General features: G+C 61.0%; 33 protein-coding genes. 8 read left to right on the top strand and 25 right to left on the bottom strand.

The window, feature by feature from the left end; translation table 11 throughout:
* Positions 1 to 2: 2 nt before the first annotated feature.
* The 25 genes from CMG77_RS04705 to CMG77_RS04590 form a co-directional block, all read right to left on the bottom strand.
* Entirely contained in the window at positions 3 to 2,534 is a 2,532-nt protein-coding gene (locus CMG77_RS04705) for a tape measure protein (protein WP_286875866.1), read from the bottom strand.
* 201 nt (positions 2,535 to 2,735) lie between these two features.
* A complete protein-coding gene (locus CMG77_RS04700; RefSeq protein WP_286806195.1) occupies positions 2,736 to 3,308 on the bottom strand; it encodes a DUF6631 family protein in 573 nt (190 codons plus the stop codon).
* On the bottom strand, positions 3,308 to 4,045 hold the full coding sequence (locus CMG77_RS04695) for a phage tail tube protein (protein ID WP_286806196.1): 738 nt from the start codon (positions 4,043 to 4,045) through the stop codon (positions 3,308 to 3,310). The genes CMG77_RS04700 and CMG77_RS04695 overlap by 1 nt, the downstream gene beginning before the upstream one ends.
* A 59-nt stretch (positions 4,046 to 4,104) precedes the next feature.
* A complete protein-coding gene (locus CMG77_RS04690) occupies positions 4,105 to 4,278 on the bottom strand; it encodes a DUF7210 family protein (RefSeq protein WP_286806197.1) in 174 nt (57 codons plus the stop codon).
* The gene (locus CMG77_RS04685) at positions 4,278 to 4,715 is read right to left on the bottom strand and encodes a phage tail terminator protein (RefSeq protein WP_286806198.1); all 438 of its coding nucleotides are present in this window, start codon (positions 4,713 to 4,715) and stop codon (positions 4,278 to 4,280) included. Before CMG77_RS04685 ends, CMG77_RS04690 begins: the two co-directional genes overlap by 1 nt.
* Positions 4,712 to 5,230 (bottom strand): gp436 family protein, encoded by a 519-nt coding sequence (locus tag CMG77_RS04680; RefSeq protein WP_286806199.1) that lies wholly within the window; start codon positions 5,228 to 5,230, stop codon positions 4,712 to 4,714. Before CMG77_RS04680 ends, CMG77_RS04685 begins: the two co-directional genes overlap by 4 nt.
* A 3-nt stretch (positions 5,231 to 5,233) precedes the next feature.
* Entirely contained in the window at positions 5,234 to 5,653 is a 420-nt protein-coding gene (locus tag CMG77_RS04675; RefSeq protein WP_286806200.1) for an HI1506-related protein, read from the bottom strand.
* Between the two features lie 89 nt (positions 5,654 to 5,742).
* Entirely contained in the window at positions 5,743 to 6,636 is an 894-nt protein-coding gene (locus tag CMG77_RS04670; protein WP_286806201.1) for a Mu-like prophage major head subunit gpT family protein, read from the bottom strand.
* A gap of 64 nt (positions 6,637 to 6,700) precedes the next feature.
* Entirely contained in the window at positions 6,701 to 7,111 is a 411-nt protein-coding gene (locus CMG77_RS04665; RefSeq protein ID WP_286806202.1) for a hypothetical protein, read from the bottom strand.
* A gap of 60 nt (positions 7,112 to 7,171) precedes the next feature.
* Positions 7,172 to 8,314 carry a phage protease gene (locus CMG77_RS04660; protein ID WP_286806203.1) on the bottom strand — a complete coding sequence of 381 codons (1,143 nt, stop codon included), beginning with the start codon at positions 8,312 to 8,314 and terminating at the stop codon, positions 7,172 to 7,174.
* Between the two features lie 254 nt (positions 8,315 to 8,568).
* Positions 8,569 to 9,084 (bottom strand): phage virion morphogenesis protein, encoded by a 516-nt coding sequence (locus CMG77_RS04655; protein ID WP_286806204.1) that lies wholly within the window; start codon positions 9,082 to 9,084, stop codon positions 8,569 to 8,571.
* Entirely contained in the window at positions 9,084 to 10,295 is a 1,212-nt protein-coding gene (locus CMG77_RS04650) for a phage minor head protein (protein ID WP_286806205.1), read from the bottom strand. Before CMG77_RS04650 ends, CMG77_RS04655 begins: the two co-directional genes overlap by 1 nt.
* The gene (locus tag CMG77_RS04645; RefSeq protein ID WP_286875864.1) at positions 10,276 to 11,874 is read right to left on the bottom strand and encodes a DUF935 domain-containing protein; all 1,599 of its coding nucleotides are present in this window, start codon (positions 11,872 to 11,874) and stop codon (positions 10,276 to 10,278) included. Before CMG77_RS04645 ends, CMG77_RS04650 begins: the two co-directional genes overlap by 20 nt.
* On the bottom strand, positions 11,868 to 13,517 hold the full coding sequence (locus CMG77_RS04640) for a hypothetical protein (RefSeq protein ID WP_286875862.1): 1,650 nt from the start codon (positions 13,515 to 13,517) through the stop codon (positions 11,868 to 11,870). Before CMG77_RS04640 ends, CMG77_RS04645 begins: the two co-directional genes overlap by 7 nt.
* Positions 13,517 to 14,065, bottom strand: coding sequence for a phage protein Gp27 family protein (locus CMG77_RS04635; RefSeq protein WP_286807686.1), 549 nt, complete (start codon positions 14,063 to 14,065; stop codon positions 13,517 to 13,519). The genes CMG77_RS04640 and CMG77_RS04635 overlap by 1 nt, the downstream gene beginning before the upstream one ends.
* Before the next feature lies 1 nt (position 14,066).
* Positions 14,067 to 14,369, bottom strand: coding sequence for a VpaChn25_0724 family phage protein (locus tag CMG77_RS04630; RefSeq protein ID WP_286807687.1), 303 nt, complete (start codon positions 14,367 to 14,369; stop codon positions 14,067 to 14,069).
* Positions 14,370 to 14,376: 7 nt separating this feature from the next.
* Positions 14,377 to 14,679, bottom strand: coding sequence for a DUF2730 family protein (locus tag CMG77_RS04625; protein WP_286807688.1), 303 nt, complete (start codon positions 14,677 to 14,679; stop codon positions 14,377 to 14,379).
* 1 nt (position 14,680) lies between these two features.
* On the bottom strand, positions 14,681 to 14,860 hold the full coding sequence (locus CMG77_RS04620) for a hypothetical protein (RefSeq protein WP_286807689.1): 180 nt from the start codon (positions 14,858 to 14,860) through the stop codon (positions 14,681 to 14,683).
* The gene (locus tag CMG77_RS16115; RefSeq protein ID WP_422655511.1) at positions 14,857 to 15,078 is read right to left on the bottom strand and encodes a hypothetical protein; all 222 of its coding nucleotides are present in this window, start codon (positions 15,076 to 15,078) and stop codon (positions 14,857 to 14,859) included. The genes CMG77_RS04620 and CMG77_RS16115 overlap by 4 nt, the downstream gene beginning before the upstream one ends.
* Positions 14,978 to 15,394 (bottom strand): hypothetical protein, encoded by a 417-nt coding sequence (locus CMG77_RS04615; protein ID WP_286807690.1) that lies wholly within the window; start codon positions 15,392 to 15,394, stop codon positions 14,978 to 14,980. Before CMG77_RS04615 ends, CMG77_RS16115 begins: the two co-directional genes overlap by 101 nt.
* Positions 15,394 to 16,029, bottom strand: coding sequence for a transglycosylase SLT domain-containing protein (locus CMG77_RS04610; RefSeq protein WP_286807691.1), 636 nt, complete (start codon positions 16,027 to 16,029; stop codon positions 15,394 to 15,396). The genes CMG77_RS04615 and CMG77_RS04610 overlap by 1 nt, the downstream gene beginning before the upstream one ends.
* 62 nt (positions 16,030 to 16,091) lie before the next feature.
* Complete coding sequence (locus tag CMG77_RS04605; protein WP_286807693.1) at positions 16,092 to 16,361, bottom strand: putative holin; 270 nt, start codon at positions 16,359 to 16,361, stop codon at positions 16,092 to 16,094.
* A gap of 342 nt (positions 16,362 to 16,703) precedes the next feature.
* Entirely contained in the window at positions 16,704 to 17,285 is a 582-nt protein-coding gene (locus CMG77_RS04600; RefSeq protein WP_286807694.1) for a hypothetical protein, read from the bottom strand.
* A 43-nt stretch (positions 17,286 to 17,328) separates the two neighbouring features.
* Entirely contained in the window at positions 17,329 to 17,706 is a 378-nt protein-coding gene (locus CMG77_RS04595; RefSeq protein ID WP_286807695.1) for a hypothetical protein, read from the bottom strand.
* Positions 17,703 to 18,152, bottom strand: a complete 450-nt coding sequence (locus tag CMG77_RS04590; protein WP_286807696.1) for a helix-turn-helix domain-containing protein — start codon at positions 18,150 to 18,152, stop codon at positions 17,703 to 17,705. Before CMG77_RS04590 ends, CMG77_RS04595 begins: the two co-directional genes overlap by 4 nt.
* A gap of 102 nt (positions 18,153 to 18,254) precedes the next feature.
* Here CMG77_RS04590 and CMG77_RS04585 point away from each other — a divergent pair, with 102 nt between their 5' ends.
* From CMG77_RS04585 to CMG77_RS04550, 8 genes are read left to right on the top strand one after another with little or no spacing between them, the layout of a single operon-like run.
* The gene (locus CMG77_RS04585; protein WP_286807698.1) at positions 18,255 to 18,491 is read left to right on the top strand and encodes a DNA-binding protein; all 237 of its coding nucleotides are present in this window, start codon (positions 18,255 to 18,257) and stop codon (positions 18,489 to 18,491) included.
* A 30-nt stretch (positions 18,492 to 18,521) separates the two neighbouring features.
* On the top strand, positions 18,522 to 18,962 hold the full coding sequence (locus CMG77_RS04580) for a hypothetical protein (protein ID WP_286807699.1): 441 nt from the start codon (positions 18,522 to 18,524) through the stop codon (positions 18,960 to 18,962).
* The gene (locus CMG77_RS04575) at positions 18,962 to 19,150 is read left to right on the top strand and encodes a hypothetical protein (protein ID WP_286807700.1); all 189 of its coding nucleotides are present in this window, start codon (positions 18,962 to 18,964) and stop codon (positions 19,148 to 19,150) included. The genes CMG77_RS04580 and CMG77_RS04575 overlap by 1 nt, the downstream gene beginning before the upstream one ends.
* Entirely contained in the window at positions 19,147 to 19,461 is a 315-nt protein-coding gene (locus CMG77_RS04570) for a helix-turn-helix domain-containing protein (protein ID WP_286807701.1), read from the top strand. Before CMG77_RS04575 ends, CMG77_RS04570 begins: the two co-directional genes overlap by 4 nt.
* A gap of 38 nt (positions 19,462 to 19,499) precedes the next feature.
* Positions 19,500 to 20,399, top strand: a complete 900-nt coding sequence (locus CMG77_RS04565) for a DUF3102 domain-containing protein (protein ID WP_286807703.1) — start codon at positions 19,500 to 19,502, stop codon at positions 20,397 to 20,399.
* 8 nt (positions 20,400 to 20,407) lie between these two features.
* A complete protein-coding gene (locus CMG77_RS04560; RefSeq protein ID WP_286807704.1) occupies positions 20,408 to 22,165 on the top strand; it encodes a TnsB C-terminal domain-containing protein in 1,758 nt (585 codons plus the stop codon).
* 10 nt (positions 22,166 to 22,175) lie between these two features.
* Entirely contained in the window at positions 22,176 to 23,327 is a 1,152-nt protein-coding gene (locus tag CMG77_RS04555) for an AAA family ATPase (protein ID WP_286807705.1), read from the top strand.
* A gap of 1 nt (position 23,328) precedes the next feature.
* Positions 23,329 to 23,631, top strand: a complete 303-nt coding sequence (locus CMG77_RS04550; protein ID WP_286807707.1) for a hypothetical protein — start codon at positions 23,329 to 23,331, stop codon at positions 23,629 to 23,631.
* Positions 23,632 to 23,942 lie beyond the last annotated feature (311 nt).

Below are 23,942 nucleotides of genomic sequence, written 5' to 3'. Positions count from 1 at the left end.
CGTTACACCTTCAGCAGTTGGCGGAATTTTTGGGGGTTGCGGCTGATCATTACGGTGATCGCCTCTTCGCCGGCGCGGCCGCGCATATAGCTGGCAATGCGGTCCGGGTCGTCGATGTAGTTCAGGTTGATGTTGTTGGCTACCTGGGCGCTGAACGCCTTTGACGGCTCGTCCAGGCTGGCTTTGCCCAGGCTCGGCGCACCCATCTCCGGCGCAGGCACACCGGCCAGGCCACCGGTGTTGTGGCGGGCCGGGTTCCAATCGTCCAGGGCGGCCATGCCGCGCTTGTTGAAGTCTTGCAGGAAGTCGAGCGCGCCGGGCTGGGTGGTGACGGCCGCGCGGGTCACGTATTCCTTATCGCTGAGCATGGCGGGGATGCTGTCGCTGGTGCCGGTACCGGGGCCGCGCACCTGGCCACCACTGGCGGCGAACAGGGCGCCGATACCACCACCAAATAGACTGCCAGTAATGTTCTCAGCCAAACCTTTGGCAGCCATGTCGGCAAGCGCATTGGCCACGCTCTGGCCCAGTTGGCTGATGGCATCACGCAGGTTCATGGTGCCGTCAGCCAAGCCTTTGATAGCAGAGGAAAGCCCAGACTCCAAACCCTGCTCCAGCGTGCGCTGAAGCTCACTGGTACTGGATCGCAGCTCCTTGACCTGGTTGTCCACCATCTGTAGTGCAGCGCGGGCGGCTTCACCCACTTGGCCCGGTTGTTGCGCCAGCTCTTCGAGCAGCGGGCGCTGCTCTTCAAGCACATTGGCCGTCTCCCGGTGCAGCTCCAGCAGTCGCTCGCGTGCCTCCACCTCACTGATGGCACCGGTGGAGCGCTGCACCTCAATGCTCTGCTCCTCGCGGGCCATGCGGCCCAGGGTGTCGTCGATGGCGGCTTCCGCTTCGCTCAAGCGCGAGCGCAGCAGCTCCAGGTCCATCAGGTTGCGCACGGTGCGGGCACCGCTCTCGTCACCCCGGGTTTCCAGCCGTTCCAGCAGTGCGCCGTAGCGTTGCTCCAGCTCGGCCTCCGCAGCGGCCGCTTCGTTGCCCTGGGCGCGCAGCAGGCGCACCTGGAGTGAGGCAATCTCCGCATCATCCTCGGCCTGCTGCTTCAGCGCTTCCTGTTTGCGTAGGGCTTCGTCCGCTGCATTAGCTCGCTCCAGCAAAGTGCCGGAGAGTTTCATCTGCTCGATTTCATAGCGGCGGGTGGCTTCGGCGGTGGCTTCGAACAGGTCCGCTTCGCGTTCGAGTTGGGCGACGAACTTCTCTCGATCTTTTGCGGCCTTTTCAGCCTCGCTTTCTGAGTCGCCGCCGTCTCCAAGCTGAATAGGCCGGCTGTTCCGGTCTGCATTGAGTTGCTGCCCGAGAGCGCCGGTCGCGTTTGCTATGGGGTTGTCGATAGTGCGGCTGATGTTCTGCACATCCATCGCTCGCTGGATGCGGGACTGAACATCCGCAAGCTCCTGACGGAGCTCGGCTTCGTCGTAATACTCAACCACCCCACCAGGTCCGAAGAACTTGATGCGGCTCAATGGGCCACTGTTCAGTGCGTCAAGAATAGAGCTTTCGAGCTGGCGCAGGTCTCTTAGGTTGGTTTCGTCAGGAGAGGCAAGACCACTCCACTGGCTCAGAAACTCCAACGCCTCAACCAGCTCGCCAGCCTGCCCCACCAGCTTTAGAAAGCCGTTGGCAAGCGTGATAACGCTCCGTTGAAACTCCGGGTCGGTGACGATATCCCGCAGCTCATCAATGCCCTCCACCAGTGGACCGGTATCGGCTTCTCCGAAGGTCACGAGTAGATCATTACGCAGCTGCTGAAGTGCCTGACCAACGGTACGCGGCATACGCTGGAATTCCGCATCAATGGTGTCGGCAGTCCTCAGTAATGCCTGCGTGACAACCTCGGTAGTCAGGCGCCCCTGCTCGCCAAGGGCGCGAAGCTCTCCAATCGTCACACCCAGTCCATCGGCAATGGCGCGGGCCAACCTGGGGCTGTTTTCCAGAACGGAATTCAGTTCCTCACCGCGCAACGTGCCGCTGGCCATGCCCTGGGAAAGCTGAAGGGTCGCCGCCGCCGCTTCTTGAGCGCCGGCGCCACTGACGATGAAGGACTGGTTAATGGCGCGGGTGACGGTGAGCAGATCCTGGTTGCTGAGCTCCAGTTGATCGGTGGAGCGGGCCAGGCGAGCGTATAGGTTTACAGTGGAGCCGAGCTCCTGTCGCGTGTCCTGCGCCAGCGCGTAGGTCGCATCAAACACTTCGTTAAGCTCTTCCTGGCTGTCGGTGACCAACCTTAACTGGCTGCGCAGGTTGGTCACGGCATCCGCCGAGCGCACAATCTGGCGCACCAGCAAGCCACCGCCGAGGGTGGCCAGCAGGGTACGCAAGCGACCAACACCACGACCCATCCGGTCCATGCCCGTGCCGGCACGGTTCGCCGCTTTACCGGTATCGTCCAGCTCACGCTCCAGGCGCTGCAGGTTGCGCTGGGCGTTGTTCAGGTCGGCGCGTACGCGCAGTGCGAGGTTCAGGTCAGCCATGGCGGTCTCGTCAGGGGTGTATTGCCAAGGCAGTATCGCGCGCGCGGGGGTCAGTTGTAATTTTGCGCACGCAAAAGAAAGCCCGGACATGCCGGGCTAAAGGGCTCAACCAGAGCCGAGGAGAGTAACGCGGGGGCTAGCTGTATTTTTCCAGTTCTTTGAGGGCTTCGTTGACTTTCTTGCCACCGTTAAAGCCGAGATTCACCGCTCGGATGGCGTCGCTTCGTTTCCGGTTTTGGGCGCGACTGGCGGCTGCGTAGTAGAGGAGGATTTGCCGCTGGGTGTATTGCCCGATTCGGTCCGGGTCGTGCCCGTGCTCGATGAGGCAGTGGTAGATGTCGCTCCAGCGTGCCGGCTTAGCGCTCTTTCCTGGGCGGCGCGTTTGAATACGCTGCGCAAAAAAAAGGGGCTGTTCACTGCCCACCAGGCATCCATCAGGCGCTGGCCATCCTCGTTGCTCAGATCTTCAATAAAGGAACGGTCCACATCGGCGGCCACGGCAATCAGGTCCAGCGTGGTGTCGAGCTGCTCGGCCAGCACGGCCTCTACCGCATCCAGCTCCGGCGCACGCTCACCCACCATAATGTCGTACAGCGCATCCAGCAGCGGCTGGTATTTGGGGCGCAGGCGCAGTCCTTCCACAAAGCCGTATTCGCGCACGGTGACCTTCTCACCGCCCACGGTCAGGGTGTGCTCGGGGTGCAGAATGGCCAGGTCGTCCGCCCCGTCGGGGGCGGAGTCCTGGGCGGGCTTTTTATCCACTCGCTTGGCCATTACGCATCGGCCTGCTGCAGGGTGCGACCAAAGCCACCGAGGTTGCTGTTGGCGGCGTTCAGCTGATCAAACAGCGCGGAGCCTTCCAGGGGGAGCTCACCATATTCGTTGGTGATCAAGTTGGTGTCACCAAAGGGGCGGAACTTCACCCGGTACAGCTCCAACACCACCGGCTCGTTGTTGTCGGTGTTGATGCCATCGAGTAGCAACCAGCGCTCCTGCGGGCGGGTGGTGAACATAGTTACGGCGTTGGCAGCGGCTGCCGAATAATCCGCGGTTACCGGGTCGGCCTGATCCGCCAGGAACTCGATCAGGCCAGCGGCCGCACTTTCGATGCGGTAGTCGGTCCCTTCCACCAGCGGTACGGCATTGGCCTCCAGCACCACGTCGCTGACGAAGTTGTTATCCAGGCGAATTACTTCACCGGCCACAATGCTGGTCGGCAGCGCTTCGTCCGTCACGGTGTCGGTGGGCAGATCGACCTGTTCGCCGTAAAAGCCCAGCGCCAGGTTCTCCGGTGTCCAATCGGTCAGGGTCATATTGACCGTGGCAGTTTTGCCCAGGTCCAGATCACCAATCTGGTTGCGGTTACCGCTGTAGCTTTCCATCATGGTGGCGTTTTCGGTGCTCATTTGCAGCTGCAAAGTGGGCGCGTTGCCCACCCACACCTGCTTCTCAAACTTGCCAGCGCTGGTGCGGGTGGCCAGCCAAATCTTGCCCTGGAATGAAAATAACATGGCGTCGCCCTCGTGTCGGTGCTTGCTCTAAGTGTCGTTCGGTTTCGGTGGTGGGCCGATCAGTCGGCGGGCCCGGCCACCTTTTTACGGTCAATCAGCCATTGCTTCTGGCGCGGCGTCACGCGGATCTTGTCGCCCTTTTTCTTGGGCTCACCGCCATGGGTGTGCCGGTCGATCAGGGTCACTTCCTCGCGCTCAACGGGTTTTGCGGTGGCTTTCTTTTGGGTGGTCATCAGGCCGCTCCTATAAAGTGTTGGGTTTGGAACACATCACCCCACAGCAGGGTGTTGTCGTCGTAGTCGATCACATCGCCCCCGGCCCACTTCATGGGGCGCGCCCCTTGCTCGGGTGGGGTCCAGCCAATCAGCGCATTGCGCACGCCATTCAAAATCGGGTTCAGGGCGTCTTTCAGTTCGCCCCCGGTCACATCCCGGTAGTTGCGCACGGCCACCACCACACCCAGGGTCACAATGGCTCGCTGGCGTCCGCCGCGCGGCTCCTGGTTGTCCGGTCGTTCGCGGGTCAGCACCACATAGGCGCCGGGTACTACAAAATCTCTCAGGTTCTGCACCGCCGCAAAGCTGGCGGCACCTTCTACTGCGCGCAGGGCGGTCACCTGCTCACGCACCCGGGCAATTACCGGGGCCGTATCAAAAGGGGCGGAACTCATCGAAAGCCCTTCAACTGGTCACGGCTGAACACTTTGGGGTCGCTGTCAAAGCGCACGTCCAAAAAGTCCGGCGAATTCAATACCTGGTCATCGGCGCCCAGGCTGAACTTGCCCTGCTCGATCAGGCTCAGGAGTTTCATGGCGTCGTTGTAGGCGCGCACGATCGGGTCGGTGCCCTCACTGCTGATACGGTCTTTGTGCAGGTAGTAGCGGGCGATGTCCCGCGTCCAGCCGGTCACCAAACCGGGCACCGGGTTCAGCGGCAGGGTGTAACGCCGCTGGGCCAAAAAGCCGTTGATCAGGCTCTCGGCCTGTTCCACCGCACCGGTGATGCGCTCCAGGGCATCGTCGGCATCGGCAATCTCTTCGGGCTCCCAGGCGGTGCGATCCTCATTGCGCAGGCTCGCCTCCATAAGCTCGAAATCCACCACCGGGCGATGCGCAGGGCTCGCCACCTGGGCCAGCTCACGCGCCCCAGGCAGCTCCGCCAATTGTTCGGTGGTGATGTAGTCCATGGCTTAGAGGTCCACCTCGGCTTCTTCCACCACCAGGTTCGGGTCGCGCTCCAATTGCTTGCGCTGGGCGTCAGTCAACGCGGCCACTTCAATGCCGATGGGTTCGCGGGTCCAGCGCATGCCGGCACGACGGTGCCCACCTTTGCGGGTGGAGCGGATCATCAACACCGGTGTGGGCTCACCATTCTCAGCCGCTTTTTCGGCGGCTTTCTGCTCGGCGTCTGTGGCGGGCACCTGTTGGATCGTGGTGGTATCACCTTGGTCCGAAGCCTGCTGTTCCTTATCGGTGGCAGCCTGCTCGCTTCCGGCCGGTTTTTGCTCGGCGCTCTGGGCAGCCTTCTTTTCCGCGTCGGCGGTGGTCTTCGCCGCCTGGGCGGTCCCGGCCTTCGCCTGGGCGTTCGGGTTGTTTTTACGGGCAGCCATGGGGCCTCCTATAAAAGTCGTTAAAGAGATAGGGCAAATCCTTTTCGCCCGGCTTCTGACCGATTTCCTACTCGGCGTGGATTATTCGCTTACGCCAACCAGCTGGTGTCCAGTACATCCACCACGTCGCGGTTGATGTTGGTGGCGCCGTTGGCGGCACGCTCGGCCTTCACCACTTCCAGTGCCTGGGCGCGCAGCGAGGGCGGCACCACCAGCAGGTTGGGTCGAATGTTCAGCGGGCGGCCGTTGTCGCCTTTCATGCTCTTCATGGCGGCGTACACGCTGTTGAAGTTGTCAGCGGTCAGCGCCACCTTCGCCTTGTGCGCCAGCTGCCACAAACCAAAGCCGACGTTACTGCGGCCGTCCACGCCATAAAGGAACTCTTTCTTCAGGAACACGTTGTCATCCTGCTCGGAGTCCTTCATCACGAAGTTGTACGGCTTCCGGTTCTGGTAAATGAAGGGGCGAATGGCCCGCGAGGTGTCCAGCAGGTACCACTCGGTCTCTGCACCATCGGTGAGGTTGCTCACGCTGGTTTCGCTTCCGTCCGCAGCAAGCACGGGGTGGTCGGTATCGAAGAAGGGCTGGCCGTCGTAGCACTCTTCGGTCTCACCTTGCTTCATCAGGGCAAACACCAACTCGTCCGGATGCTCGCGAGAGTCCTGCCCGAGCTGCGCCATCAACGGGGTGTAAATCCCGTACTGGTCATCCTCGAACGCCTCGCGGGGCACACCCACGGTGTTTTCCCAGGTCTTGTTCTTGATGGTGTAGCCGTGCTGCTTGATGGCCTGGATCACGCGGTCACCGATCCACTCGCGGAAGCGCGTGGTCTGGCCCAGCCAGGCATACTCTTCTGAGCTGGTGGCCGAGGGCACCTCAGTGGTGATCTGGGTGTAGTTCACCGGAGCGCCATCAAAGGCGTTCTGGAAGGTGGCCTTAAAGCCGGTGTAGGCCATGCTCAGGTTCTGGCGATTCACAATCATGTCTGCTGCTCCCGTTCGGGTTGTTCGCTATGCGCAACGGTGTTGCGCGGTTCGTAAGGGCCGGTTATGCGCCGACGCGCACCCACACGCCGGCGTCGTCCAGGTCCACAATCTCGCCCGCGATGGAGCGGGTGCTGGTGCCGTCGGTCAGTGCCACGGTTTCGTCGTCAACAATGAAGGCATCGCTGCCGATGTTGGCGCGGGTGATTTCGTCGGCACCGGCACTGTTCTTGAAGTTGAACACACCGGCACGAATGGGCGCTGAGATATCGCCTGCCGCGCCGCCGGTGTTGTCCGCCCGCTCCTCACACACACCGCGAGCGGTCAGGTCGGTGGCGGTGGCGCCCGGTACGGCGTTGCCGCTCGCGTCCAGGCAAGCCAGCGCCCCGGTATAGATGACGGTGTCCGCAGCCACCGGGTCGTTGTACTGGACGCCGTCACGGCGCTTGATCAGTCGGTCATTGGTCAGAGGCATGATGGCGTCTCCTGAATTACGTTAAGGGTTCGGGTTAAAGCACAACCGGGTGCGGGGCCGTTAAGCCGCCGCGCCGGTCCCGTCGGTTTTGTACTTCTTGAAATCTTCGGGCTTCACGCCCATGCGGCTGCACACCGCCAGTTCGTCCTCGGTGAGGCCGGTGCCCTCATCCACCGGTGATTCGCCCCGGGTTTGCGATCCGCGCAGGGCGGCAATGGGCTGGCTGGTTTCCAGGTACTTATTCAGCGCGGCCATGTCTTTCTTGCCCAGGTCGCGCGCCCAGTCTTCCATGCCCTTCACCAAGCGGCCGTCTTCAAGCGCTTCGTCAATCAGGCTTTCGAGCTGCTGGTCTTGCTGGCCCTTGAGCTGCTGGCTCAGTGAGGCCACTTCACTCTTCAGGCTGTTGAGCGCACTCACCGGCACATACTGGGTCGGGTCCGGCTCGCCCTGTTCGGCTTTGGCTTTCAGTGCGGTGCAGGCGGCCACCACGGTGGCGGCGTCGGCGTCGTCTTTCTCGCCCAGGGCTTTTTTCACACCCACGAGCGGGTCAGCGTCCAGGCGCTTACTCAGAGCGGCCAACGCCTGCTCCTCGGTGGTGTTCTTATCCAGGTCGAGCTTTGCCAGTAGTTTTTGCAGCAGGTCCACGGTCTCATCCTCCAGGGTTGCCCCGAACGTGGCGGCGGCACGGAGGGATAATTCCTCCATGCCGTCTATAGCGGGGTTATTGGTCAGCGCACCCATTACCAGCTCCATCACCTCGCCGGTTTTGGGGTGGTAGCGGTGCACCGGTGAAAAAAACAGATACTCTTTATTGTTCACGGCCTCGCGGGCTCGGGCCGTCAACTCAATGGTGGCGAACAGGCCTTCGCCTTCGCGCCATTCCAACTCTTTGAACCAGGCCGCCGCCGGAGCAGGTTGGCCGTTGTCTTCCGCGCGCAGGGTCTGGTGTTCGTAGTCGATCACCATCGGGGTTTTGCGCTGGCGGAAACGCTCTATCACTTTGGCCGCTTGCGCCTGGTTGATGGTCCAGCCGTCGGTGGTCATGGGGCGACCATCGGCGGGGTAGAACTTTCCGGCGGGGAACACTTGCACGGTGGCCAGTCCGTCATCACCCACGGCCACTTCAAACGCGCATGCGGCCAACGCAATGGTGGCAGCGCGAGTGGCGGAGCAAATGGCAATTGGCAGAATCTTGCGGTGCATAGCGTCTCTCGGTTAGTGGCGTGTTGGTTAAGCCGTTATCCAGAGACTAAAGCGCGGGGCCGGTGAAGTCTTTTTGCGCGCGCAAAAATATAAATCGGTGGGGTTTTACATTCGTGCCGGGTCAGTCAGGGGAATGATGCCGTGAGTGGCTTCTGGGAGGATTTATAAACGCCCTGCATCGGGAAATTCGAGCGAGTGGATAGCCTGCACTCAGAACGCAACACAGGGCGTTACAGGCGGGGTTTTTATTTTACTCAGGAAAGCGCCTGGCGGAGGGTTTCCATCGCCTCTTCGACAATCATTTCTTCGTCGTCGGAGCTGACCCCCAAAAACGGGCGAGCGGGTAACCCGGGGTGGCTCACTTTTTTGCGCGGCCCAGGTCCGCCCGGCCACGAAAGTGCTTTACCGGATTTGGGTGTGATGGTGTATGGCCGGGTACCGAACTGATGCCACACCGCCGTCGCCTGGTCAGAACCGACGAGCACAGCGGCGCTCTCCAATTGGTAACGCAGAAAGCCACCGAGCCGACCTTCCAGCCATAGAATGCGGTTGGCGTTTTTGCGTTTGACTCGGCGGTAGGATGGCGACAGCGGTGCCCAGGGTGTTCCGTCCGGCGCACGCTCATCCCGGAATCGATCTTCGGTGCTGGCCAGCAACCCCTCACCAATGCTGGCCAACATCGGGCGTGGGTTGGTCGTGACTTCGAGCGCACGACGCAGGGCATCAAGCGCAGCGTCGCTGTCCAACTCCAGGCGTACACCGTCAGCCATCAGCCAATCCTCCGCTCGTACACGCGCTCACCGACGCGACTGCGCATCAGGTCATCACCCGCGCCCGCTTCCCAGCCGTTGCTGCCCCAGTCGAACCATACAGGCACGGGCTCGTTGTTGCCCGGCAGTACGAAGCGAGAAACAAACCGTCGACGCACCACCGCCTTTTCAATATCGGAAAACCATTCCAGCCGGGTCCAGATTTCATCCGGGGCCCGAACGGTTTCCGCCAGGGCTCCGGTGAGCTCCGGGCGTTGCGGTAGCGGTTGGGTCATGCTCTGGCTGTCGCGGTCACGCAGCAGGTGGCTGCCGATCACCAGGTGATCGCCTGCGCGATCGCGAACAATCTGGGGGCGGTCTTCGGCATTGAAGCGGCGCAGGAATTCACCGGCGTAGAACGCCGTATCACGGTCGGTCGGCAATAGCGACTGGGTATTGAGGGTGCGCGGTTCGGGCATGGTTTCCAGTGGGCCGCCGCCCGGTGATGGGCGGCCACCACCGCCACCGCCGTGCGGCGGCATAAATCCGTTCAGGCGCGAACGGCCGGGCTGATACTCGAAACCCGGATCCACCCCTTCGGGGACGCGCACGGTGCGCGGTCCACCGGGGCTGCGCTGGCCAATCTCACGCTCCTCCCAGTTCAGCGCGGGTGCTTCGTCCGGTCCGTCGCGGCCCATGCGCTGCAGGTCACGCTCGCCCAGCGCCCGCACACGGCATCCGCAACCCCACCCATTGGTGGGCATGTTCGTGCGCCACCAGGGATCGTCCCAGCGCAGAATCATTCCATCCCACGCCTGGTGTTGCAGGCGTGGATTTTCGGAGCCGCTGTGAATGTACTGCCAATAGGGGCGGCGCTCGCGCACCTCCATCAGCTGCTCGTAGCGGCCTGCCATGTAGGTGGTGTTCAGGTTGGTCTCGTAGATCACGCGGCTGCGCCAGTTGCGCCCGCCGTTATAGCTCCAGCCGTGGCGGGCTACGATGTCATCAAAACGCGATCGGAACTGCTCGAGCGTTTCACCATCGTTGATGGCTCGCTCCACCGCCTGGCGAAAATCCGCCACCAGGTCATTGCGGTTGGCGCCGGCCACCATAAAGGCGTAGTCGTGCTCGGCGGCGTACACATCCGTCCACGCCTCGGTGGTCATGTTCAGTTTGCGCCGCAGAAACTCCGCCTGCTCGCGAAACGGCAGATTAAGTGCGCGCAGCGCCACCGTTGGCCTCCTCCATAATGTCGTCCCGCCCAGTCAGCTCCGCCACCCGCAGTGCCTCTGCCATCAAATCGGCATAGCGCTCAATGTCCATCTCCGGCAGCAGCGCCAGCAGGCCATCGCGCACCTGATCCAGACTCTCGGCGTCGTTCACCAGGGCGCGGATCCGGTCGATCCATTCGTCGGTCACCGTTTGCATTTCATCGTCCAGGTCATCCGCCATGGTGCGCTCTTCGCGCTGCCGGTTCAGTGCGGCGGTGGCCATCGCTGGCGGTTGCGGCGGGTTGGCACCCAGGCGTTTTACCGGCTGCAGAATATCCTCGTCATCTTCCGGCTCGGGAATGCCCACACGCTCGTGGGCCCACTGGCGCGGCACACGGAAGCCGAGGTTCACCAGCGCGGGCACACTCTTGGCGAACTGCGCCATGTCTTCCCGCTCGCTGGTATCGAACACAAAGCAGGGGCAACGGTCGGCTTCGGTGGCCAGTCCGTTCAGCACCGCAATGGGCCACACCAGGTCGCGGGTCAGGGTTTTCTGGATCTGTTTGGCATCCGAATCGGTCAGCTCTTTGCGCACTTCGTTGTGCACATTGCCCAGGGCGTTGGTGCTGCTGGCACCGTCCGCCTGGCTGGTGAGCGTACCGCCGAGAATGGCTTTGCTCTGGGCCTTGTCGCACCACTCCATCATCAACTGGAACGCACCCGGGTCACCGTCGGCGGCTTTCTGGAATTCAATATCCATGCCCTGGGGAATAATGCCGGCGGCGTTGTGGCCAATCATGGCCAGCGCGCGCATCAAGGTGAGCTTTTCTTTCTGGGTGGCGCCGCTCGGGTATTTACCCAGGCGCAGCGGAATGCCATAGATTTCCAGGAATTCGGCCAGGTCACCCACGCTGTAGTTTTTGAACAGGTACGGCCAGGCCAGCACGCGGAACAGGGCGCTGCGCTCCAGCCAGCCGCTCTTGGCCTTGTGGGTGTGCACAATCCAGCCGAAGGGCTGTAGCGGCTCGCCATCGGCGGGGCCACGCAGGCGAATCTCCTGGGTGTAGCCACGCTTGAACTGGAACCAGGTTTGTGGGCGGTGCTGTACGGATTTGGGCAACCAGAAACCGGCGCTGCGCCGCCACTCAATTTCCAGGCAACAAAAGGCCTTGCCGATGCCGTCGGTCACATCGAACATCAGCTCCGCAAAATCCTCCAGCCCGGCGATCACTTCCTGCAGCTCGCGGGCGGCGTTCTTCTCTTTGGCGGTGGGGTTGCGCGGCGGCACGATGGACCAATCCAACCCGGCCACGGCCCGGCGGCGCTTGCCCATCTCCGCCATGATGTGCGCGTCCTTTTCTTCCATGTCTTCATAGAGCTCGTACTGAGCCATGATGTCGCCCTGCTCGGCGCTGTCCATAATCTGCGCCAGCTTGCTCGGGGTCAGGCCCCTGCTCGGGTGGCCCTGGAACTCGCGCTGCAGGGCGATGCGGTCGGCGGTTTGCGGCTCTTTGAGGTCACGGGTGTTCACGCTGCTGCCATCCGGGGTGAGCACCCGGGCGGCAGCGGCCACCAGGCTTTTGAATCGTTGGGTTACCATGCGCTGGGCTCCGGTATCATAAAGTCGTCATCCTCGGCGTTATCAAAGCCCCGGCTGTGTTTGGGTACCGGGGTAAAATCGATCTCGCCACCACTCATCCAGCTCGCCCGGTTCGCCATGGCCAGGGCCACCGCGAAGTCCCCGTGGCGTTTGTTCTTGGCGGAGCTGCTGTCATTGTCTTTGGTGCGGCCCTTGTCGATGACGGGCACGCCTTTCTCCACGGTGATGTGCAGCAGGTCATCCAGCACGTTCTGGTGGCGCGGCACCTCCATGTTGAAGCTCTCGAACTCACCCTTGAGCTTGGGCATCCACTCGGCGTACCAGGGAATGTTCAGCATCACCTGCTCAATCATCCCCGCACCAAATTTCAGCGCGGCCTGCTCGGCCAGGTAGCCGCCGTTGCCGGTGGCATCAAAGGCGCCGCCAGCGAACCGGGGCAGCCGCTCCAGGATGAAGAACATCACCTGGCGCTGCTGCTCGTAGGTGAGGTTGCGCAGCTCCACCACAAAGGGGGTGCGTTTGCGTAAGTCCGGCATCACTGCCAACGGGGCAAACACGGTCAGGTCGCCCCGGCGGGCGAAGTCTTCCCCGAAGTAGTGGCGATCCTGCGGCCGCAATCGGTTCAACTCGGGCAGCAGGTTGTCCAGGCACCACTTCTGGATCTCGTCCTCGCGCTGCTGGTTGGTCCAGGTCTCGAAGCCCTCGGGCGCCTCGTAGCGGAAGATGGGGATTGACCGATCGGCCACCATGGCGGCCTCGATGAGTACGCGGGAGAGGTAGCCGCCGCCAGACTTCTTGGGAATGCAGCCGTATTCTTCCTCGGCACTCTCGGTGTTGGGTGCGTTCTTGTAGAGATCATTGCGCCACTTCTTCTCCGCCTCCGGGGACCACTCCTGGTTGGTCACGTAGCAGATGCGCTTGTAGAGACCTTCGGCAATGGCATCGTCCAAGGTAATGGTGTGGATGCTGTAGTCCTTACGGCCTTCCTTTGCATCCTGAATCAGTGTGTTGAACAGGTTGTCTACGCCGTTGTGCGTGCTGATCAGCCGCACCTTGTTGCCCCACATGGTCAGCGCCAGAGCCGCTTTGAGCAGCTCTTCCAAAGCCTCATGGAACGCCGCCTCATCGATGACGACATCACCCTGCAGACCACGGAGGTTGCTCGGGCGGGAACTGAGCGCCTGGATTTTATGCCCGCTTTTAGGGAAGCGGATCATGTAGGTGAGGATTTCCTCTTTTTTGGCGTCGTCCCAAAACGTCTGTTCGTAGACGTCCGCCTCGGCCAGTTCATTGAACGCACGAGCAAAAAGGGCGCAGGCAGCGATGTACTCCAGGGCCATTTCCTGCTTGGAGCCGACATAGAAGGTGTTGCACCCACCACGGCGCCGTGGCTTCGCTCCCTTCATCACGTTGCGGCCGGCTTCGGCCCAGGTGAGCCCCGTCCGCCGGCTCTTCTGGCCGATCATTATGGGGCTCTCATCTTCAAACCAGCGCTTCTGGTAGCCCAGGAACACGGCATCGCCGCCCGGTACCGCCTCGGCGATATCCTCCGGCACCACCACACCGTAGGCTTCCATCTCCGCCTGCAGGTCGATCTTGCGAGCGGGGCCCACGGCCTTGTATTTACCCATCCGATCGGCCATTACGCTTTACCCAGTAACACGTTGCGAATGCGGTCTTCGAGCTGCTCGCTCATTCCATCGGTGCCGCGCAGCTCTTCCAGTTTGGTTTCCTGCTCGGCAATGAGCTTTTCCCGGGCCAGGCGCTCCACCTCGCGGCGCTGCTCCAGGCTCAACTTGCGGGTGTGCATGATGTCCTTGGCGGCGCGGGCGAGTTTGCGCACATCTTCGATGTCGAGCTCTTCATCGCCCTGGCTTTCGAACAGCACTCGGTTGGCCAGCGTGGTAACGGACTGAACAAGAAGGGCCCCGGCTTTGTCGTCGGGGTTTTCGCCCAGCTCTTCCACCATGATGCGGGCCATCTGCTCTTGCTGGCGAACCTGCTCCATCATGGTGTCGAAGTTCTGCCGGTACCGGCCCAGGGCGCTACGGCTTGGGTGCTCCACGCTCGGGAATTTGTCCTGCAGGTCGTTGATCAGCTCATCCAACGTCAGGCGGTTTTCCCGCAGCCGCTTTTCAATGTGGCTGCGCACCTCGGGCTGGAGTTTGTCCACGGTGGATTTGCGGCCCATGTCAGCGCGCTCCCGGGCGTTTTACGCCATCGATCACCACGCGGCCTTCGGCCACGTCCTGGCCACGGCTGGTCAGCGTGGCAATCAGCAGGTCGCTCACATCCTGAATGTCCACCAGGCCCTGCTCCTCCAGCCAGCGCAGGTGGCCTTTCACCTGATCCCGGCTGGGGCTGTGGCCGAAGGTGTCTAGCAGGTTGTACAGCACGGAGCTGTTGGCGCGGTAGCTGGGCATGTCTACCAGAACCCGAAGAATGACCAGGCGCTGATCTTCACGCAGGTAGTCGGCGAAGGGTTTCTTACTCATGGGGCACCTACTTGTTGTTGAGCAAATAATCGTTCATTCGGTTGACGGCGGCCGTTAGCCCCTGAAACTCGCGGATGAAGCTGCCCAGTTCACCCTCAAGGCGATCCAGCTTTCCATAGAGCTTCGCGATGGTTGCCTGGCTGGGGACGTCGTTTATACGGCTTTCCAAGGTAGCAACTCGCTGCTCCATCTTGATCTGCTCAGCGCCGTCTGCTTTGCTGCGAGCTGTCCACCACGCGAACACCGCACAGCAGGCGGTAATTAGCCACGCCAAAAAGCCCCAACTGAACTCGATATCATCCAGACTCATATCAATCACTACCCACGTCGATTACGCGGCCATCCTCCCGCCGCACTATGTTGGTGTACCCCGCTGGCTCCCTGCTCAAGTAGCCCTCATCGATGTCGCGGATGTAGGGCACGGTTTCTCCGACCAGCTCCCAGTACCACAACTGGGAGTCTTTGCACTTCTCGATGTAGATCGCTTTCACGGCGGTTGCGCCTCGCGCTCGTGGATTTTCTGTATCAGGTCCGACAGGCGGCCTGCGCATACGGCGTACTCGTCGTACACCTGTTTCAGCACCAGGGCGACGGCGTCCGGGTGGCGGTCAGTCGTCCCGCTCGGCGGCGGGCACTGCACCAGTAACGCCGCCGGCAGCGGCCTGGGCGGCTCGGGCCCGCGCGGCGGAGAGCTGGCGCATGACGCCAACAGGAAACAGGCAATCAACACGGTCAGTGTTCGTCTCAGCCAGCGCATCGCGTAGCTCCTCGGTGGTTTGTTCATCGGCCAGGCGGCGGGCATTCAGGGCGCGGTCAATGGCCTGGCTTTGCTCGCCGGCTTTCAGCACGAGCTGCTCCCACTCGCTCATCATCCCGGTGAGCTGCTCAATGGTCTGGTCCCGGCAGGCGGTGCGTTCATCCCCGGCGGCGCCGGAGTGGCCCCATTGATACATGGCGTAGTGGCTGGCCAGCAGTGCGCCGGCCGCCACTATCGCTAACACCACTCGGCCCTTTGTCAGCAGCATCAGAATCGGCTCCTCACGCACACCCCGGGGCCCCAACCCCGGCGGTGGTACAGCGGTTCAAACTCCAGCAGCACCACTCGTACGTAGTGGCGGTTCTCGCGGAAGTTGGCGGCGCTGCGCCCGGCGTTGTGGTGTTCTATCTCGTCAAACCAGGCGAGCCCACTGGCTCCAGAAGCCAGCGCCCGCTGCCGGTCGCGGTACACCCACGCCAGTCCGCCGTTGTAGGCGCTCAATACCATGGCCCAACTCTCGCAAGGGCCCTCGGCCTGGATTCGTTTATCCACCTGCTCCATTAACCACCGGTCGTATACCACCATGGCTCGCAATGCCCAGCCGGGGTTGTAGGGGTCGGGATTCGCCAGGGAGCGATCAACGTCCGGAATCCATTCGGCGGTGGCGGGCATGAACTGCGCGAGACCTGCGGCACCGACGGGACTCTTGGCAGCGGTTTGCCAGCGGCTCTCCTGGTGGACCTGGGCGGCCAGCGTAGAAATGGGGGCGTCCAAGCCGAAGCCCCAGTGCGCTGCACGCACCAGGGTGGCGCGGTGGCGTTCGGCGGCGGCCGGGATCTTTGAAGCCGATGCTGGTGCGCACTGCACCAGGGCCAGAGCAAACACGGCCAGCAACGTCGTCACGGCGGGCAGTATCCAGGCTGGAGAGCGACGGCTGTGGTCTATTCGCTTGACGGTAACCATGGTTAAAGCCCCAGCGTCAGACCAAGCACACAGGCCAGCACAATCACCGCGCGGCGCAGCATGGCCATCGAGCGGGCCCAGTGCGCGTTCCGGTCAATCTCAGGTGAGGTATGCGCCAAGATGTGAGGTCGGGCATAGGGGAACAGCGCCCGGTCGATCCAGTAGCCCAGAACTGCGCCGAGCATGACCATCGCGCTCTTGTAGGCCACCACGGGCAACTGGTGCGGCGCAAGAAGGGCGATCAGAAGAAAGACCACCAGCGTGGCAATCATCCACCCCAGCAGCCTGGGGCGTCGGGTGGGTTCTACTCCAGGGAATCCATACATGGGGCCTCCGCGTCGGGTTGAAGTTCAATGCCTGTGTTCAGGTTTGAATTCCAGACTACGCGTGAGGCTGGCGCGGTGTCGTTTTGCGCGCGCAAAAAGAATCGAGAGCCAAAGGCTGGGATGATGTTACGTCGAACTAGGCTGGCGGAGGTGTGGAGCGTGAAAGTAGGTATTGTATTTCGTCCGGGGAACCTATGGATAGGTGCGCACTGGTCGCCTTACAACCGTCGTTGGTGTATCACCCTGATCCCCACGTTTACGGTATGGATCACTCTGAAGGGTGGCAGGTCACCGCTTGACGGCCGGTGCAACCGGGGGCATAACGATCGCTCTAATGCGGCTAATACTCGCGGATAATGAAGTATTGAAATTGTCCTTTTCCACCTCCAGGACGATGGCGCCAGTGTCAGCAGCCATTTCACTCATCATCGAGTGAATCATCTGATCATGCTCTGGATTGTGAGCGGAAACGGTGTACTCCACTGCGAGAGAGAAGTTATCGAGCAACTTTGAGATCTCTTCCAGGTGGGGTTTTAGTTCATCGCTCCAAAGCACCTCAGCGTCTAGCGCCAACGAGTCAAGTCGCTTTTTTGTTTCATTGATCTCGGGCAATCTCCGCTGCGCCCGTCTAGCCATTTCGTAGATTGCCAAATCTCCGAACATGAACTGGACCTCTGCTAAACGCCTTGGCTCACCCCGCATTATCTCGACGATTGGGCGGCGTGCCGCTTCGATCTGATCACGGAGCTGGTAGAGGCATAGGACTAATTCCTTGGCCAGTTGGTACCGATCCTGACCAACCAGCTGCCGGCGCCAAGTATTCAAACCCAGCCAGGCAACTATGGCTGCAGATACGGCGGCGCCTGCCACAGAAACCTCCCTGGCCAATGTCACAAAATCCACGAGTCCCATCTCAGCTGGAGCTCTGCATATTAACCAACTTGGTCACCTGCCCGGAACGGCACTGCACCGTAACCTTGCTTCCATCGAGCATATGGACGTCCACCAGGTTCTTATCGACAGAATAGTAGGAGCCAAACACGCAGATTACGAAAGCAACGATGAACCCGATCGGGCCGGCGAGTAGCATCCCGATGCCGCCCAAAATGATTACCCCGACAATAAAGCCGACACATCCGAATTTCTTGTCGCTCTCAGTTCTGGTGTCTACCCGAATCACGTCCCGGGCTACGTACTTCGCCGACTGATTGGCCTCAATAATCAGACTCCGGGCCCCCTTACCAAAAAATGCCAATCCCTTGTTGCCGAAAGATCCACCCACTACTCTCATGCCTGCCTCCGTGAATTACGTGCCAATCGATTTGCCAGGGTCTCCAGTACATCCAAGTCCTCCCCAGAGCACCGATGGAGAGCCTCCTTGATTCTAGCGACCTGGTCCACCTCTCCGCCATAGTGGCCAGGCTCCTCAGCTACTCCCTTTGTCAGAGAGTTGAGGAGTTCGCCTTCTTCCTCTGCTTCTAAATCAGCGGACATATCGAGAGCCACAAGAACTCGGTGGCGCTCCTCACCGCTTAGACGCCGTCCGGTCAGTATGAACACCTCGTCCAACTCCGGCTTCAGAGCGCACAGAACCCGCGTTTTATCTATAGGGAATGCGCCACGGCGCTTCCGCTCTGCAAATGCCGTTTTGCTCAGGCCCAGCGCCTCAGCCACCTCTTTATCGGTGCTCACCCGCAGCTCGTGCTTCAGGCGCTGCAGGCAGTCAGAAAAGTTCATATGACCCCTTGAATAGTTCATATTTATGGATTAAAGTTCACATACACCAGTCAACACTAAGTTGATGTTAGCGCACACGACACGAGCAAGCTAGGAGCCGTCATGACCAGTCCAGTCCGAACTCGCGAGGAAGCCCGCGAAGCTCTCAAGGAAAGCGGCATCTCAATTACCCAGTGGGCCCTCTCAAACGGGTTTTCTCCAAATCTGGTGTTTGAGGTGCTTAGCGGCCGCAAGAAAGCCATTCGAGGTCAGGCGCACCGCATTGCGGTGAAGCTTGGCATCAAGAAAGGAACCATCGTGAAGGATCCGGCGAAAGCGCTGGACCGTCATGTGGCCTAAACCCCGAAACAACCGAGGAGTGACACTGCCATGTCCAATCAAGAAAAGGTGAAAGCCATGCACAGCGAGTACCGGGACGGAATGATCCTGCGCCGCTACCAGGTCAGCGACGGCCAATGCCCGATCAGCGTTATCGCCGCCGAGTTCGGCGTCAGCCAGCTCTATGTCATCGAGCTGATCCGCGAGGCACAGCTCGCCGACCACCGGGAGCAGGCGCAAGACGCCGCCCACCAGGTGACCCTGGATGGAGAAGTGCTCTGGGCCGTGCCCGCCCGCCACATCGCCTACCGCACCGGGTGCCAGGCGCTGTGCGCCCAGGTGCGCGAAGCGGAGGAGGACCACCCCGAGAAGCAGGTGCTTCTGGCCGTGTGCATTGCCCCCACCGTGGAGCACATCAACATCACCCAGCTGCCGGTGGAGCCGCAGCCAGAGCGCCTGCAATCCGCCGCCGTCACCCGAGGTATCGCGTGATGCCCCGCCAGACCATGACCATCGACCTTCAGGCCGGTCGTCTCGGTGAGTTCATCGAACGATATGAGGCGCTGTTTCCCGCCGAGGAAAGCACCCTCAGTGACCGCGAATGGAACCGCCAGCACGACCTGCTGCAGGGGAACATCGCCAACGAAGTTGCGCGCCAATACAGGGGGCATAAGCAATGAGTACTACCACCCAAAGAGTCAGCGAAAGCGGCGCCAGAGTGCTCCGCGTGATGGCGGCCCTGAAAGGGCACAGCATTAGCGGCCTAAGCAACGGAGAGTTGGCCAAGGCGCTGGGTGAGAGCCCAGCCACCATCAACCGGTGCCTGAACACTCTGATAGCCGAAGGAGTCGCCACGCGGCTGGAGAACGGGCGGTACGCCCTGGGTGTGCGCATGCTGCAAATCGCCCAGGCGCACGCCGCCGAGATTAACCGGGCAAAAGCCCGAATTGAGGAGCTGGACCAGCGTGTGAACGCTGGGGCTCATTTGTAACAAATGCGCGAGCGCTCGCGCATTTAACCGGAGGACGTATGGCTAGAAAACCTAAACAACCGACCACTATCGAGCACGATGACATCAGCACTGAGGCACAGCAGGAGCACAGCTCGGCGCTGACTCCGGCATCGGAGCACTCTCAGGAAATCATGGATATCTATGGCGATGGCTTGGTTTACAACCGCGCCCGAGTGGTGGACGAGACGCGCTTTTATATGGCCCAGAGCGCCGAAACGATGCTCGAAGCTGGTAAGCGACTGATCATTCTCAAGGAGCACGAACCCCACGGAGAGTTCATCCATATCGTCGAAAGCCAATTGGGTATGGCCGCTAGAACGGCTCAGCAGATCATGCAGGCTGCTATCAAATACTGCTCACCAAAACTGGATTCAAAACGGCAGGCGTTCGCCACTTTGGGGAAAACAAAGCTGTTCGAGCTGATGGTAGAGGATGACGACGATCTGTCAGAACTAGCCGACGGGGGCTCGGTTGCCGGAATGAACCTGGACGATATTGATCGCATGTCGGTCCGGGAACTCAAAAAGGCACTGCGCGATGCCAGGGAGGACCGCGAGGCGAAAGACCGCGTCATGGAGAAAAACCGGGCCAAGATTGACGAGCTGCAGACCAAGGCCGAGCGCGTCAAAAAGGAGGCGCCAGACGAGGTGATCAGCCAGGTGCGAGCGGAAGCCAGCCAGATCTGCAATGACGCTGAGGCCACACTTCGGGTAACCGTCAGCCATGCCCTGGAGGTGGTCGTTCAGTACGGCGACGAGCTCGACATGGATCAGACCAGTTGGCTCAGCCACCAGTTGGACCTGATGGACGAAGCGCTGCTGTCAGTGCGGGAAAAGCTCGGGATAGAGCGTTCTCTGGATGATGGTGATCCGGTGTGGGCTGACCCGAATTTTGACGACCAAGAAGCCACGGAGTAGGCCCGCCTATGAGTCCAGCACTGATTGAACGGTTGCTCGCCGTCGCCCGCGAAGCGGAGGCGGCGGGCCACGGCAAGAAGCAGGCGGTTTATCAGTCCGCTGCTCAGGAATTGGGGTTCAGCGTTCCCACGCTGCACCGGAAACTCAATGAGGTCACCATGAAAAAGCCACGCAAGCGGCGCGAAGACGCCGGCAAAACGGCCCTCACCCTGGAGGAGGCGCGGCATATCAGCGCCTACCTGCAGGACAGCAACCGGGCCAACGGCAAGCGCCTGGCCAGCGTTGAAAACGCGGTGGAGGTGCTGCGTAGTAATGGGGTGATTCGGGCCGAGCGAATCGACGAGAGCACCGGCGAGGCGATACCACTGAGCATCAGCGCCATCACGCGCGGCCTGATGAAGTTTGGCCTGCACCCGGAGCAGCAAAGCCGCCCGTCACCAAAAGTGCGGCTGGCCAGCAAGCACCCGAACCACGTCTGGCAGATCGACCCGTCATTGTGCGTACTGTATTACCTGCCGAAGCAGTCCGGCCTACGGGTGATGGAGAAGGACGCCTTCTACAAAAACAAGCCGCAGAATTTTAAGGAAATCGAGAAGGACCGCGTGTGGCGTTACGTCATTACTGACCACGCCAGCGGGGTCATCTTTGTGCACTACGTGCTGGGTGCCGAGTCCGCCACCAACCTGATTGAAGCGTTTGTTAACGCCACTCAGAAGCGACACAAGCACGACCCGTTCCACGGCCTGCCACAGATCCTGATGATGGACCCCGGTAGTGCTAACACCTCGAAGAATTTCGACACACTGCTGCGCGCCCTGGACATCGAACTGTACACCAACAAGCCTGGGCAGCCTTGGGCAAAAGGCCAAGTGGAGAAGGCTAACGATATCGTGGAGCGCGACTTCGAGCACCGCCTGCGCTTTCTAAAAACGGCGCCGGACACGCTAGAAGGCATCAACGAAATTGCCTGGGCCTGGATGCGCGCCTTCAACAAAACGCGCATTCACAGCCGTACCAAGCGTCCGCGCTATGACGTATGGCAGACAATTACCGAAGATCAGCTGCGCCTGGCGCCGCCCAGGCAGATGATGTTTGACCTGGTGTATGGCTCCGTCAAAACACCGAAGGTGTCTCCGCAGCTCACCATTCGTTACAACGGCAATCAATACAGCGTTGGCCATATCGACGGCATTGAGGTGGGCATGAAAGTGGAGGTCACCCGCAATCCATGGCGCGGCGATGACAGCGCCCAAGTGATGATGGTGGATGCCGAGGGCCGCACCGTTGCCCACGTGGTGGAAGCCATGCAGTTCAACGAGTTTGGTTTTACCAAGGAAGATATCGAAATCGGCTCGGGCTTCCAGGCGCACAAAGACACTCGCCTGGACCAGGAGCGCAAGGCGGTCAACCGGCTTTCCATGGAAGCCGACACCGACGACCAGGCAGAGAAGAACCGCAAGCAGAAACACGTGCCCTTCGGCGGCAAGGTGGATCCGATGAAGCCGATCCACGACACGCCCATGACGGACTACATCCCCAAGCGCGGCAACGAAGCCGACGTCGCGCCCATGGTCGTTCAGGAAAAGCCCCTCACACACGTGGAGGCCGCCAAGCTGCTCAGCCAAAAGCTCGGCAACCAATGGCAGGGCCCGCAGCACTTTACCTGGTTAAAACAGCACTACCCGGAAGGCGTCCCCAGGGAAGCCCTGGCCGATATCGAGCAAAAACTGACCGCCGGCGCCGCGCCGCTGCGGATTGTGAAATAGGAGACAGTAGATGTTGGCACTGAAGCATGAACTGAAAAGCCGTGGCCATTCTCAGGCCGATCTCGCTCGCGCCGTGGAGCTCAGCCCGGCCACTATCGCCCAGCTGATCAATCACGGCCAGTGGCCGCGCTCGGTCGATCAGGCCGCACTGCGAGAGCGCATTCAGACGTTCATGGGCATTAAAAGCGAGAAGATTTTTGAAGTGATGGAGCCGCCCCACTGCCATGAGGCGGCCCCTGCCGATTGCGCAAATGACAACCGACAGTCCGAGGAGGACGAACCTATGTTACTACGAAAGCAAACCTTCACACCAGCCGCCAAGCAGCAGTTCGGTATTCACCGCGATCCTTTCGCGGATCTGAGCCACGCCGAAGACATGTGGGTGTCGCCCAACATCCGCTTCGTGCGCGAGACCATGTACCAGACCGCCAGGCACGGTGGCTTCCTGGCCGTGGTCGGCGAGAGCGGTGCGGGCAAGTCCACCGTCCGGCGCGACCTGGAGCAGCGCATCGAAACGGAGCATCAGCCCATCATCCTGATCGAGCCCTACGTGCTGGCAGCCGAGGATAACGACTCCAAGGGCAAGACGCTCAAGAGCACCCACATCGCGGAGGCCATTTTATCCACGGTTTCACCGCTGCAGCGCCCCAAGTCATCTCCGGAGGCGCGTTTCCGTCAGCTCCACCAGGCGCTGAAAGACAGCCACCAGGCGGGCAACAAACACTGCCTGGTGATTGAGGAAGCCCACAGCCTGCCCATCCCGACGCTCAAGCACTTGAAGCGCATTATGGAGCTGGAAGTGGGTTTCACCAAGCTGGTCAGTGTGATCCTCATCGGCCAGCCGGAGCTGCTCGTGAAACTCAGCGAACGCAACCTGGCGGTACGCGAAGTGGTGCAGCGCTGCGAGGTGGTGGAGCTGCTGCCGATCGCTCCGGACGAGCTCGATTCATTCCTGGGCCACCGCCTCGGCCGCTGCGATATCGACCTGGCCAATGTCATCGACGATAGCGGTCTGCAGGCGCTGACCGAACGCCTGGTCAATCGGGACGGCGATAGCCAGCTCTACCCACTTGCGATCGGAAATTTCCTCACCGCTGCCGCGAACACGGCCGCCCAGATCGGCGCGCCCATCGTTGATCGAGAAATCATTCAGGGGGTGTGACATGTCTGCATCCGTTAAGCCATTTCCGTCGCCGCTTCGGCGGCGGTTCAAAGAGGCCGAAGCCGGCATGGCCGCCCTGGAGGACATGGGCCACGTCGTAGCCGGCATGAGCCTGACCACCAAGGGCGCCATCATCCTGCTGCGCGACCACCCGGCCAACGATCGCCTGATGGGCGAAGTGCGCCGCGTGTATCGCGACTCCGAAGGCATATGGATCGAGATGGAAAAGAAGGTAGACCAGGTCCGCGTCCGCTGGATCCGCCCCTGGAGCCGCTACATCCACGCACCGAGGAGGGTTCACTGATGTCAGGCGCCGAAATCTCACCCTATAGTAAATCACTGAGCCTCTCTGAAATTGTGCGGCGCTGCGGGGGCCAAGTAACTGCATTCAAACCGCGTGATATGGAGGCGGAGAATATGCTGCAGTTACATCAGGCGAAGCTCCGCAAGGCTATCCAGGAAGAACGGTGGCCGGATTGTAGCGCAGCACTGCGAGCCCTGACGGACGAGGCAATGCATGCGCAGAAAGTTGCCGGTGAGCTCGCGATGCAGTCTGAGATGGCTCATAGGGTCGCTGAGAAAATCAGCGCCAAAGTCGTTCCGAGCGAGTGGAGG

Origin of the sequence: Marinimicrobium sp., from assembly GCF_002695945.1 — a bacterium.
In the GTDB taxonomy this organism is placed as follows: Bacteria; Pseudomonadota; Gammaproteobacteria; order Pseudomonadales; family Cellvibrionaceae; genus Marinimicrobium; species Marinimicrobium koreense.
Note: the sequence above shows the minus strand (reverse complement) of the source record. Positions and strands in the feature narration are given on the sequence as shown.